Source organism: Halomicroarcula saliterrae (assembly GCF_031624395.1).
In the GTDB taxonomy this organism is placed as follows: Archaea; Halobacteriota; Halobacteria; order Halobacteriales; family Haloarculaceae; genus Haloarcula; species Haloarcula saliterrae.
In genome coordinates, this window is record NZ_JAMQON010000005.1 from 24945 (window position 1) to 37400 (window position 12456).

General features: G+C 60.5%; 10 protein-coding genes. 2 read left to right on the forward strand and 8 right to left on the reverse strand.

The window, feature by feature from the left end:
* Positions 1 to 47: 47 nt before the first annotated feature.
* Together NDI56_RS16255 and NDI56_RS16260 are read right to left on the reverse strand one after the other, a co-directional pair.
* A complete protein-coding gene (locus tag NDI56_RS16255) occupies positions 48 to 1331 on the reverse strand; it encodes a sugar ABC transporter substrate-binding protein (RefSeq protein WP_310920716.1) in 1284 nt (427 codons plus the stop codon).
* A gap of 146 nt (positions 1332 to 1477) precedes the next feature.
* On the reverse strand, positions 1478 to 2254 hold the full coding sequence (locus NDI56_RS16260; RefSeq protein WP_310920717.1) for an SDR family NAD(P)-dependent oxidoreductase: 777 nt from the start codon (positions 2252 to 2254) through the stop codon (positions 1478 to 1480).
* A gap of 119 nt (positions 2255 to 2373) precedes the next feature.
* Here NDI56_RS16260 and NDI56_RS16265 point away from each other — a divergent pair, with 119 nt between their 5' ends.
* Positions 2374 to 3228 carry a beta-keto acid cleavage family enzyme gene (locus NDI56_RS16265; RefSeq protein WP_310920718.1) on the forward strand — a complete coding sequence of 285 codons (855 nt, stop codon included), beginning with the start codon at positions 2374 to 2376 and terminating at the stop codon, positions 3226 to 3228.
* A gap of 525 nt (positions 3229 to 3753) precedes the next feature.
* The gene (locus tag NDI56_RS16270) at positions 3754 to 4521 is read left to right on the forward strand and encodes an IclR family transcriptional regulator (protein WP_310920719.1); all 768 of its coding nucleotides are present in this window, start codon (positions 3754 to 3756) and stop codon (positions 4519 to 4521) included.
* A gap of 38 nt (positions 4522 to 4559) precedes the next feature.
* Here NDI56_RS16270 and NDI56_RS16275 read toward each other — a convergent pair whose 3' ends face one another.
* The 6 genes from NDI56_RS16275 to NDI56_RS16300 all read right to left on the reverse strand — a co-directional run bounded on the left by NDI56_RS16275 (position 4560) and on the right by NDI56_RS16300 (position 12402).
* A complete protein-coding gene (locus tag NDI56_RS16275; protein WP_310920720.1) occupies positions 4560 to 6392 on the reverse strand; it encodes an archaea-specific SMC-related protein in 1833 nt (610 codons plus the stop codon).
* Positions 6393 to 6453: 61 nt separating this feature from the next.
* Positions 6454 to 7215 (reverse strand): rod-determining factor RdfA, encoded by a 762-nt coding sequence (gene rdfA, locus NDI56_RS16280; protein WP_335342707.1) that lies wholly within the window; start codon positions 7213 to 7215, stop codon positions 6454 to 6456.
* Positions 7216 to 8343: 1128 nt separating this feature from the next.
* A complete protein-coding gene (locus tag NDI56_RS16285) occupies positions 8344 to 9873 on the reverse strand; it encodes an alkaline phosphatase family protein (protein ID WP_310920722.1) in 1530 nt (509 codons plus the stop codon).
* Between the two features lie 797 nt (positions 9874 to 10670).
* The gene (locus NDI56_RS16290; protein ID WP_310920723.1) at positions 10671 to 10955 is read right to left on the reverse strand and encodes a hypothetical protein; all 285 of its coding nucleotides are present in this window, start codon (positions 10953 to 10955) and stop codon (positions 10671 to 10673) included.
* A 104-nt stretch (positions 10956 to 11059) separates the two neighbouring features.
* The gene (locus tag NDI56_RS16295) at positions 11060 to 11620 is read right to left on the reverse strand and encodes a hypothetical protein (protein ID WP_310920724.1); all 561 of its coding nucleotides are present in this window, start codon (positions 11618 to 11620) and stop codon (positions 11060 to 11062) included.
* Positions 11617 to 12402, reverse strand: coding sequence for a hypothetical protein (locus tag NDI56_RS16300; protein ID WP_310920725.1), 786 nt, complete (start codon positions 12400 to 12402; stop codon positions 11617 to 11619). The genes NDI56_RS16295 and NDI56_RS16300 overlap by 4 nt, the downstream gene beginning before the upstream one ends.
* Positions 12403 to 12456: the final 54 nt, after the last annotated feature.

The following is a 12456-nucleotide window of genomic DNA, read 5'->3' on the forward strand; positions in this document are numbered from 1 at the left end:
ACCTCTCTAGACGGATGTCTGGTGGACGTTCGTGCATCGTGTTTCTGTTACTGCCTCAGCGGATTGTTGTTGAAGCGGTCCTGATACAGCTGGGTAATCTCTTCCTGTGCGCTGCTGTCCGTGTAGGCACTGTTGAGCGAGTAGCCGTCCGGTTTCTCGGAGTCCTGCCAGTCGAGAACCTCCTCCATGTCCGCGAGGTTCATCGGCTGCATGTCGATCTGTGGGTCCCAGCTGTCCTCGCCGGATTCGGCGACGGACATCTTCGCCCAGTCGTACGGCGTCTCGCCCGCGAATATCGCTTCGTTGTACGCAGCGGCATCGACGACGGGCAGTCGATCGACCGTGTCCCGCCACTCGTCGGGGTCCTTGACACAGACCGGCGCGTTGAACGACATCATCCGTTCGGCCGGCTGTAGGGTGTGTCCGTTGAGGAAGTCGTGGCACTTCACGAGCGACCAACCGCCCTGCCACGGCCCCATCCCGGAGACCGAGGCGGTGATGTTCCCCGCGTCGATCTCGGCGAGCCCGGGTTCGCTGGCGTCGATACCGACCGTCGGAACGTCGATGTTGTTCTCCTGAAGGATGGTGTTGCCGCCGATGGCGACGGCGTCGTTCTGGCCGAAAAAGCCCTGGATGTCGTCGCCGTACTGCGAGACCTTGTCGGCCATCGCGTCACGGGCATCGGACCGGATGAAGTTCCCCTGTAGCCGGTCACCGAGCATCTCGATGTCCGGGTACTCTTCGAGCGCCAGGTCGACGCCTTTGTTCCGACCGATGTTGGGGGCTGTGCCGCGATTGCCCTCGATGTGAACGAAGCCGCCCTCCCCGCCCATGGCCTCGAAGAGGATCTTCGCCGCCGAGTAGGCGTGGTTGACGAAGTGGGGGGCGAAGAACTGGACGTACTCGTCGCCGGCGTCCTGCGGTGTGTACCAGTCCGCGATGGTCACGGCCAGAATGGTCGGGACCCCTGCTTCGACACAGGTCTCGGCCAACGAAATCGCCGCCGCGTTCGTGTAGGTCTGGCCGACGATCGTATCCGTGTTGTTGGAGATCGCCGTGTCGAACTGTTCCTGCTGGGTCGTGACGTTCCCGTCGTTGGTCTGGACGTTCGTACTGTACCCCAGTGCTTCTGCGGCCTCTAAATACCCCTTCTGCCACGACAGCCAGTAGGAGTTCTGCAGGTTCGCGATCGATCCCATCGACGACAGCGAGTCACTACTCGCCTCTCCCTGGAGACAGCCAGCGAGACCTGTGAGGCCCGCGGCCGCCCCGGCTCCAGCCGTGCCCTTCATGAACTGACGCCTGGACGGGGTACTGGTATTCCTTGTCATGCGAATGCAATTCAACCCTACTGTTTAACCCATATATATAACTACTGATACTCCTAAGAACTTTGCAATATTGACCGGGAGTCCTGCTGGTCAAGCCAGCAGAAACGCGCCTGTTCTGTCTCGCCGCTCGGCAGCTCGTGGCGGATTTAGTACATTACTTTGCCAGCTGAGACGTTGATGTCCTGGCCCGTGATGCGGGTCGCCTGTTCGGAACAGAGGAAGGCGACGAGGTCAGCGACGTCCTCACGCTGGACGAGTTCACCGCGGGGGCTTTCCGCTTCAACCTCGCTTCGTACCTGTTCGTACGTCTGCTCAGAGGCCTCGGCCTGCTTCTCGAAGACTCGTCTGATGCGTGGCCCGTCAACTGAACCCGGGCAGACGGCGTTGACGTTGATATCGTGGGAACCGACTTCCGCCGCGAGCGTTCGAGTGAGTCCGATCAGCCCCAGTTTACTGGTCGCGTACGGCGTTCGGTTGACGAGCGGGCGCTTACCGGTGACAGAGGCGATGTTGACGATGCGACCGTAGCCCACGTCCTTCATATGGGGCAGGAGGGCGCGACACATCGCGAACGGTCCCGTTAGATTGACCGCCATGGTCTGTTCCCACTCGTCGGTGTCGACGTCCTCACAGGGCGCAGTCGGCCCAGCGATACCGGCGTTGTTGACCAGTACCTCGATGGAGCCGGCGACGTCGATGGCCTCCTCGATGCTCGATTCGACGCTTTCGATATCGCCGAGGTCGGTATGCAGCGGTCGGCCGGTCTGTCCCTCCGCCTCGATCAGGTCTACCGTCTCCTCCATCGCCGCTTCGTCGATATCCGCGAGGACGACGTCGAAGCCGTGGGCAGCGAGTTCGACACTGATCGCCTGACCGATTCCGCGACCACCGCCCGTTACAATCGCAGTGCTATCATGCGTCACGTACTCACGACCTACGTTCATCATAATAAATCTAGTGAGTTACCGGGTCCGCCATCGACCGTCCCGCCCTCCACTGTGGCACGAATGTTTAAATAACAGTCAACGTATTCTGGAGGCGTATGGCATACAGTGGCTACGAGGACTACTTCTCGAAGAACGTAATCATCAGTGTGGCAACTACCGGCGGGCACCACGGGAAAGAGGCCAATCCGAATCTGCCGACACAACCCGCGGAAGTCGCCGAAGATATCAAGGCCTGCGAGGAAGCCGGCGCGTCGATGGTTCACCTCCACGCCAGAGACGAGGACGGCGAGAACACGAAATCCGTCGCTCGCTATCAGCAACTGCGTGACGAAATCGAGGCGGTCTGTGACGACATCATCGTCAATTTCACGACCGGTGGCGGTGGTATCTACTCGCGCGAGAAACGGATCGCTCCCATCTTAGAGACTGACCCGCGGCCGGAGGTGGCGACCGTCGACCTCGGGCCGATAAACTTCGGCCAGACACGGACGGCCGTCAATACCAGAGAACAGAACGAGGAGTACGCCGAACGGATGCGGGCGGCCGGCGTCAAACCGGAACTCGAACTGTTCAACCCCGGTCACATTCCAGAGGCCGAGCACCTGATAGAGGAGGGGCTGCTGGCGGAACCCTACTGGGCGACGGTCATTTTCGGCATGCAAAACGGGATGCCCGCCAGTCCGCACAATCTCGTTACGTTCGTCGAGAACCTCCCCGACCCCGTGGAGTGGCAGTGTCTGGCTGTCGGCAAACACCAGGTGCCACTGACCACGATGGCGATGACGATGGGTGGACACGTTCGGGTCGGGATGGAGGACAACGTCTACTACCGGAAAGGTGAACTCGCCGAGAGCAACGCACAACTGGTCCGTCGGACCGCCCGCATCGCTGACGAACTCGAACGCCCAGTCGCCACCCCGGCCGAGGCCCGTGCGATGCTCGATATCTGAACTGTGCCCTGATACGTACCATCCTGTGACTCGGATAAACTACCGAATCACGGCCCGAAACCCTCTTTCGCACATGTCGAACGCGAACGAGTGAATTCCGAGCGCGGACAGCGATTCTTCCAGTCGACGACGCTCGGTAATCAGACGCACGTGTGGGCAAGACGCGCGTTGGGACGCGAAAACGCTAGCACTACAGCTGGAAACTCGCTGTATATCACGATTCAACATGTACAAAGGGGCCCCGGTGTTCCAACCACTATTCTGCGATAGATATCCACCGACACGACCTGATAGAGATCGGTATCGGGTCTAGTTCGGCCAAGACCGAACTATCGGCCAACGCGTACACATCGATACGTCGATTTGCCGGACACGGCCAGCCGCGTATTCCCGAGAGGCGAATTTTATAAGTACCCGGTCGGCTGGTCCCGAGTGAGACCACCTGCAGAGTCGGTGCCAACCGGACAGTGGGGTGTGATTTGTCCATCACGAATTTTAAATATGGTTGGATATAATGGACGGCAAATGGCAGAAAATTCGGCGCCACGGACACTGTCGACGACACGAACGTCGTTCAAGATTATCGAGGAAATCGCAAACCGTGGCGGCGGGCGCGTGACGGAGCTGGCGAGCGCGGTAGACCTGGCACCGAGTACGGTTCACAGCCACCTGGCGACGCTTCGCGAGGCGGAGTACGTGACTAAAGAGGGCGACATCTATCAGCTCGGCCTCGCGTTTCTCGAACTCGGCGAACACGTCCGGACACGGACGGACGCCTACACTATCGCCGAGTCCTACACCGAGCAACTGGCTACGGAGACCGAGTCCCGTGCCGTGTTCGTCGTCGAGGAGTACGGCCGCGGTGTCTACTTACACACCTTTTCGGGCGAGCACGCTGTCTGGAAGTACTCGACCGTGGGCAAGCGTGCCCCGCTCCACGCCACCGCGGCCGGGAAGGCCGTTCTCTCGCAACTCCCCCGGGACAGGGTCGACGAGATCATCGACCAGCGGGGGTTAGCGGCCGAAACGGACAACACGATCACCGACCGCGAGACGCTGCTCGAGGAGCTGGAGGCGATCCGCGAACGCGGGTACGCGATCAACGACGAGGAGCAGTTGGACGGGGTCAAAGCCGTCGGCGTCCCCGTTTCCGGACCCACTGGGCAGGTTCTCGGCGCGTTCAGCGTTGCGAGCCCTGCCAACCGGATGCGGGGCGAGTGGTTCGAGACGGAACTGCCCGATATCGTCCTCGCGACGGTCAACGAGTTCCAGCTCGAAATTTCGCTCACCTGAGCGGCCGTTCGGTATCTCTATCGGACGACTGCAGTCGGTTACGCGGACTGCTCGACGCGGTCGGAGACCACGTCCCAGTCGTCCGGTGACAGCACGTGGCCATCGAACTCGCCGGCTTCGGGATACGCCGTCGTCACGAGGTACTCGGTTCGGGCTTCGAGATAGGTGACGAGCGTGTGCAGGTGTTCGCTCGCGAGGCCGCCGAGGTCGTCTATCAGGATACAGGGGACGTCTTCGGCGACGTCGAACGCTTCGTGACCGGCCAGCGCGGCGATGAGTCCGATCAGTTCCACTTCCCCCTCGGAGAGCGCATCGACGGATATCTCGCGGCCGTCCCGGGCGATGACCAGTTCCAGTTGCTCTGTCCGTCCCGTCTCCGGGTCGACGTGGTTGTCGAGGCGCGCGCTCTCGAAACTCGGGTTGAACTTCGTGACGATGTCCGCCAGCGCCTCGTCGAACGCGCTGCGGGCCGTTCTGATGACGCGTTCGCGGCGCGACCGCAGCGACTCTATCTCCGCCGTGAGGTCGCTGATCCGCTCTTCGAGCTGTTCACGTCTGTCCGCGCGCTCCGCCAGCTGTTCCTTTTCGTCACGAAGCGTTGCCAGCTCTGTTTCGGTCCGGGCGATCTCCTGTTCCAGTGACTTTCGCCGGTCGTCCGTTTCCGCCACCTGCTCTTCGAGCTCTTCGACTCGCTCGGTCCGGTCGGCGAGTTCGTCACGGGCGGCCGCCAGTTCTTCTCTGGAATCGACCAGATTCGTCCGGAGGTCGTCGAGATCGGCTTCGAGTGACTGTTTCCGGCGGCGCGTCTGTTCGGCCTCGCGCTGTTTGCTCTGCAGGTCAGAGACAGTCGACCGAAGCGAGGCCCGCTGCTCCCGCCGGCTCGTGATGGCGTCGCTCAGTCCGTCGATCTGTTCTTCCATCTCCTCCCGCGTCGTCTCACTCCCACAGGCCCAACAGGTGAGTCGGTCGCTGTCGATCCGACGATCGATATCCGCGACGAGGTCGAGTTGCCCCTCGTCGAGTACCCGGTTCGTCACGTTGTACAGCGCCTCCAGCGTCTCGATTTCTGCTTCGAGTTCCCTGAGCTCCGCCTGTTTTCGCTCGACTGTCTCTGCGTGGTCGGGTGACGCTGGGACCGTCAGGTCCGCCAGCTCTGTCTCCGTGTCCTCGATCTGTGACTCCAGCGATTCGATTTTCCGTTCGAGCCGATTGACTCGCTGGTTGACCTGTTCGCGCTCGCGTCGGGCCCGTGTGAGTTCCTCGCGACGTTCCGCCTGTTCACTGGAGTCGGCGGTGTCGCCGTCGAGCTCGTCTAAATCCGCCCGCAACTCCGATAGCTCGGCCTCGAGACGACTGATGGCCGCTGTTTTCTCCGACAGTTCCGTGGCCGCCGTCTGTGCACTGTCGAGCTCGGATTCGACCGTCTCCCGTTCTGCTTTGAGCGCCGCAATCTGGCCGTCGATATCCTCTCGCTTCAGGGGCTCTATGAGGTGCGGCGTGAGGTCGGCCCCCTCACGGACCGCCGTTCGGACTTCGTTGCGTTCGTCGAGAAACGCGAACAACTCCGCAGCCTTCTGTCGCTGTTCGTCGGCGAGGTACGGCTGTCCGTGTGCTGTGACCGTCGTGCCGTTTCGCTCGAGACGACGCTCGTATTCCTGCTCCGAGTCGGGCTCGGAGAGTCGAACGTGGCCCTCCGTCGCACCGTCGGTGAGCGTCGTCGGCGTTATCGACCCGCCCATGACCGTCCTGAGTGCCGTCAGCAGGGAGGTCTTTCCCTGCCAGTTGCTCGCCTGTACGGCGTTGACACCGGGCTTGACCGTCGGTGCCCCATCACGAATCCCAGCGATATTCGAGATTTCGAGGTTCCACATTGTTACGCGAATGGGACGGCCGATACTTAAATTAGTCGCCGCTGCGCAGTCCTCGACCGACTCAGACCGTGTCGTCCCTGTGGTCCGCACACACGTACCCCTGCGCGTACGCTTTTTCCACGGTGACACGGGTCGGACAGTGCGGGCAGGAGAGGGAGGCCCCGACCTGCAGTTCGGCCTCGCTGACGCCGACGATCTCGTCTTTGTTTCCGAGTGACTGGAGCGCGGATTCCAGGTGGTCCCGGTACGCTCGGGTCGCGACGCGAATCCGGTCGATCTCCCAGTCCGACGACGAAACGGGCGTGTCCTTGTTCGCGTCGAGACACCCCTTCAGGTGCCGGGATAGTGTGCTTTTGCCGATAAAGTCCTTCGCCACGGCGTCGCCATCGATACCGTCCTCACTCAGTTCCGAGAGCAGCTCCGCTCGCTCGTATGCCGGGATATCGTTACCACGAAGCGCCTCGTAGTCCGCATCGAGGCGAACGCTCGAATCGGCCCGGCCGTTGATACGGTAGACCGACCGGAGCACGCGCTTGTTGAACCACTCCGAGAGTGTCCGGACACCGACGGGGTCGTTTCCGCCCTCGCCCTTCCACCTCTCGAGGAGATACGTATCCAGGTCACCACTCACGCGACTCGGTGGACGGATATCATGCGTGTCACGGACTCGGTCGACTTTACAACAGTGCTCTGAAGCCATCGATGGGAACAGTTCTCGGTCGGTTTTTCTAAACGTTATGGTTCGGGTGACACGTCCTTCGGACGGACGATTTCTGGGACGGATATAGTGGTGTCCCAATGTAGCAGTGTTTGGGACGGACATGGTGGTGTCCCAAATCTCCGAAGCGACCACTCTCACGGACGTACTGACGAGACAGTTGCCGATATCAGGACCGCCACAGCGACGGTCGGAGGACCCACCGAATTCGGGTGCGGTACATCCTTCTGGTGTGGAACTGCTACAGCTCGACCGTGCCCTACTCGTCCCGCGGGACCGGGAACGAACGGTCGTGTTTAGATGATCATCGAAACTGACGCGGGCGAACTTCTCCGTCGTTCGGCCCAGAAACCGGTCGTTTCAGTGGACACGACGACTGGAACGACGTGGATCCGGTCGAGCGCGAGCGGACCCGAGCGCCGAAGCTCGGTATTCAGGCTCACGTGGCAAAAACATCATTTTCAAAGATAACCACATTATATGATATTTCTGGCGTTAGCTGCGCTCGAATAGCTGGCCCCGACCGGATTCAGACGCCCGAGTTACCGACCGTTACCGCCAAAGCTCCGACTCAGAGCGCGGTCGCCGACGCGGTGATCCGAATCGACGACCCGTGGTTCTGGCCGTGTGCGGCTGGGAACCTATGGACGAACGAAGACCGCATGTACGGCTGTTTCCGACTAATGCGATCGCTCTCATAGAACCCTTTCAGGAAGAACCCCCACGGACACACGGTGTCGAAACTGGCGTCTTTCTCGTAGACGGCAGAAAAATTGCCGCGGTACGCTGCAACGAGCCGGACCTCGATTTCGGACCGAACTAACTGAAATCGGAACGCTCCCGAATATATTTGAGAAAAAATATAATCCAGAAAGTACAACTTTCCGTACTGGTACCGGCGACGTCGGGCCGAGCACAGCTGAAAACTGCTGTGGCAGTCCCGCCCGGAGCTGGTAGCCGCTCGCCCTGACTGCCGTTTCGTCGCCGGCTGTGTCGACGGCTGGGGTTCGCTCCCGAATCAAGAAAGGTTGGCTTGCTACGCTCTGTGGACATTTTGTGACCTCTCGGGGGACCGAGAGCGAGCAGTGAGCGGGAGCCACCAACGCCGGTCTCAGACCGCTACCGACACGAGTGGCGCTGGAAGGACGAAAACGAGGGCCCCGACTATGCGAGCCCGCCTGATGACGCAGAAGACAGCGATAGCTCGGGATACTGGGCAGCTAGTACACTGGTTTAGAAGTATCCCAGGTCCGAAAGCCGTTCCTGGACCGTCGAACTGTCCTCGATTTCGTTCGTCTGTTCGACGAGGCTCTGCAGCGGGTCGCGATATGTGGGCTCGTCACGGGCGGTGTTTGCTTCGGTAATCGGTGTCCCTTCGAAACTGGTCGGAACATCTAGGCCCATGGCATACAGCACCGTCGGCGCGATATCGAGGATACTAGTGGGGGCTAGTCCCCCTGCTGACTCGACATTCGGGCCTACAGCGGCGAACACCCCGTCCCGCCGGTTTTCAGCCTCCCATCGACGTGGCGTCCCGAACACGGACTCGGAACCGACAGCGTCGGAGGTGTGGATTCCGGGCCCCTGCTCGAAGACGATATCCGGCCGATATCGAGGCGTCCCGTTCGGATACAGCTCTTCTCCCCGGTGGATTTCCGGCGCTACAGGGACACTGTCGGGGGTCTGTAACTGCGACAATTCCTCGATGATGGTCTGTCTCGTCTCGGCGTAGGCTCTCGAATCCGGCGGCTCCAGTACGTACACGACACCCTGGCCGCTGGCGATCGCGTTACTCGCCGCTAGATTCACGCTCTCGAACTTCGATTGTCGCGTCGCGCCCTCTTTGGTCGGAACGCGGTCGACGATATCCGCCGGAACCAGATTTTTGACGACTCGTTCGAGATTCAACGCTCCGAGTACCGTCGTCGCTTTTTCCTGTGTGACTCCCAAGCGGTCGAGATACCCGACGTACGAACTCCCGGTCGTCAGGTATCCTCGCTCGTTGAGCCAGCTGTTGATGTGAAATTCGGTGTCGATATCCGCACACCCGTGGTCGCTCATGAGAAAGAGCGTCTCGGTGGACTCCCGGAAGGTCCCGACCCAGTCGTCGATGAGCTGCCACGCCTGCTTCGTCGGAACACCCGACCCGTGGAAGTGCTGGATATTGTTCAGATAAAACAGCGTGAGATGGACGAAATCCGGGTCGTGTGTTTCGATCAGATGCTGTGCTACCTCACATCGCGTTTCGAGTAACGACAGCGCCTTCTCGATACCACCGCGGGCTTCACCGTTGATTACTTTTGCCGGCCGAACTCGGTAATCGAACTCGGCTTCTAGCTCGGACTGGTACGCTCGGGGAACTGTGTAATCCGTGTTTTGGGCCTGGGGCCCGCCTGCGATCATGTGCCCGTCGACTGACCGTGGAGGGAACGACATGGGGAGGTTGATAATATCCGTTGTCAATCCCTCGTCGTTGAGATAATCCCATAATTCAGGTTCGGTAAACGATGTGGAATCAGGAATTGTGACGGAGTTCGTTTCTCGGTCGAAGAGGTCCCACCAGTACACGTCGTGCGTTCCGGGCGATTTGGAGGACGCGTAGCACTTCCAGTTCGGGCACGTCACTGGTGGCAACACGCTGTTCGAGACGCTGTAGATCCCCTCCTCGCATATGGCACGGATATTCGGGAGCAGTCCCTGCCGGAGCCACGGGTCGATACGGTCCCAGTCACCACCATCTAAACCGAGCACGAGCGTTGTCACACTCCGAGAGGAGACCGGAAGACTGTATTGTAATTATTGGAGTATCGACTGTTTTGACTGCGTCCCCTCCCTCGGGAAAATATAACTTGAATCTACCCACTGAGCGGATGTCTCCGGTCGATCTACCGGCTGACAGTAAGGGCGGCACGTTGTCCTCCAGTGGTATCGCTTACACGTGTCGCTCGCCCCATACAATCAGTACTTTCACGATATTGGTGTCGCTTGCCCGGCTATCAGTCGACGCTCCGCGATATTTTGCGACCGGACTCTCTGATATTATAGCAACGGACTATCCGATCTCTCTGTTATCGCTCGGGTTCGGGCAGTACGGTCGTGTATCCAGCCAGCCACGAACTGCTGGGACCGGGTACCAGTGTCCCTACCAGTCGACCAGCGCTCATCCACCCGTACAGTGCCATGGCACCTGCGAGCATAAGGAACGCAGAGACGACGGTCTGTAGGTTCAGATTGCCGATCTGGGTCACGAACCGTACAAGTACCGAGACAGATGAGGACCCTACTCGCGACCCGGATAAGGGTTTCACTGTCGGTGCGTCCGAGCCCGACAGAGTCAACTTTCGTGTCCCGATCACTCTCGCTGTCATGCACACCCCTCCGACAGCCGGGGGATGGAACGAACCCGTCTTCGGTCCGGTTTCCCCATCGTGAGCCGGGGACCTCACCGGTTCGTTACCCACAGTGGTGCGGCTTTGTTGGTGAAGCGAGACGGCGTCTCGAACCCCGCTACTACCTAAAACACGCGCGGTGAGAGCACCTACTTTAGGCGCAGAACGCCATCAGGTATCTTGCGAGTTCAAACCAGCTACCCCGACCGTGTTCCACAACATCGTCTCGCCTCCCGGGTTTTGCCTGCCGCTTTCGTCTCCGTCCGAGGCACCTGCCCCTCGCATCTCTTCAGTCGTCTCGATGGCGATTTCGAGGGCCTCGTTCAACCGCGCTCGGCTCTGTTCGAGTTCGTGCACCAGTGCGTCTAACTCCGTCTCGGCGATTTCAGACGCGTCCGACCGGTTCTCCGTTACCGCCGTTCGTAGCGCCGCGAGATGGCTATGCGCTTCGTTCAATCGAACTCCAGTAGACCCCAGCGCTCTGTGTATTTCTGCGGGTACTTTCGGGTCGATGTCGTCTGCCGACCCTGCTTCTCGGTCAGTACCACGGTACGGATCCGTCATTGTTTGAGTGTCGCTAACGCTTCGCGGACGATTCGAGCGGGCATTCCCGTGTCCGTGCTAATCGTACCGGCGTCAGCGACCGAGATGTCCTCCGGGAACCGCTCGTTCAGTCGCGCCCAGTTCTTCACGGCCACCTCCGGTGTCTCCGTGTAGTAGATTTTCCGTCCGTCGGGATACCGTCCGAGTTCGCCCTCCTCGGCCAGTGCCTTGAGCTGTTCGCTCACCCACGAGCGGTACTGCGCGGAGCGGTACTGCTGTCTGAACCCCGCGTTCTCGGCCCCGACGGTGTCTACGATCTCGTCGATCGATCTGGGTTCCGATAGCTCACCGCTGAGTGCATCCCTGAGGTCCTGTTGTGCCGACGATAGCGCGCCGGAGTCCCGATTGACGATCATCCCATCGTCGCCGTCCTCCTCTTCGAGGAACCCGTATTCAGTCAGCGTCTGGCGCAGCAACTCGGGACTCTCGCCGACCATCTCGTTGAGCGCCTGTATATCCTCGTCCTCTAGCTGTTCGAGTATCTCGTTAACCTGGGACCGTGCGTTGGTTGGACTCATCGTTGATCTCCTCTGTTTACCGTGACCGTTTGTTGTTCGTCGAACCCACGCCCGAACACCCCAAGCCGGTGTCTGTATCGCTCGCCAACCCACTCTAAGACATCGTCCGTGACTGACGGGTCCTGTCGCTGTTCGGGCCCGGGACTCTCTCCGTGTTCTTCGAGCCCGTGAATCCCGTGAAAGAACTCGAAGTCGTCGGTTCCGAACGCGTCGACGAACGCACTTTCGACGGCTGGCGCGCTCTGTTTGTCCTGGTGACTCGCCGACACGGAGCCGCTGGGATGCGTGTGAAAGCGCGCCACGAGTCCCGGCGTGTTCCCCGCCGGATACAGGCTTGCGACCTTCTCCGCCATCCTCGTCGGATTGAACTCCAGGCTCGTCCGGGTCACGGACCCGTAGAACGCCGGGTTCTCCAGACCGATCAGGTCCGTCGGCTGCGTTCGTGTCGGCCCCGTCAGCACGTACATCGTTTCGACCAACCGTCCCTGCCCGTCTTTACCGCGACTCTCCAGCTTCTGCAGGAAGTCCCTGTTCGCCGGGACCACGAACGAGCCGGCCGGACGGGTGTCCGGCTCTACTGCCGTCGTGTCGTCTTCGATCGACGGTTGGTCCGGACTCGTCGCCGCTCTCACGCCGGCGGCTGCATCCCCATCGCTGTCGTCGTCGCCCACCGAAATCGTGTGGACACGGAGACCGCCGACCGTCGTCGACGTACCCGGCTCCAGCTCGGACGTCGATATCTCGGTCACATCGAGGTTCTTCCGGTTCGACGTGATCGTCATATCGCCTACCTGCTCTTTCGTCGCTGGTTCGTCGTCATCGTCGTCTCCGAAAAA

Coding starts and splice junctions, on each gene's coding strand:
- NDI56_RS16255 (WP_310920716.1), bottom strand. CDS start 1,331: ATGACAAGGAATACCAGTACCCCGTCCAGGCGTCAGTTCATGAAGGGC.
- NDI56_RS16265 (WP_310920718.1), top strand. CDS start 2,374: ATGGCATACAGTGGCTACGAGGACTACTTCTCGAAGAACGTAATCATC.
- NDI56_RS16270 (WP_310920719.1), top strand. CDS start 3,754: ATGGCAGAAAATTCGGCGCCACGGACACTGTCGACGACACGAACGTCG.
- NDI56_RS16275 (WP_310920720.1), bottom strand. CDS start 6,392: ATGTGGAACCTCGAAATCTCGAATATCGCTGGGATTCGTGATGGGGCA.
- rdfA (WP_335342707.1), bottom strand. CDS start 7,215: ATGTCCGTCCCAAACACTGCTACATTGGGACACCACTATATCCGTCCC.
- NDI56_RS16295 (WP_310920724.1), bottom strand. CDS start 11,620: ATGAGTCCAACCAACGCACGGTCCCAGGTTAACGAGATACTCGAACAG.
- NDI56_RS16300 (WP_310920725.1), bottom strand. CDS start 12,402: ATGACGATCACGTCGAACCGGAAGAACCTCGATGTGACCGAGATATCG.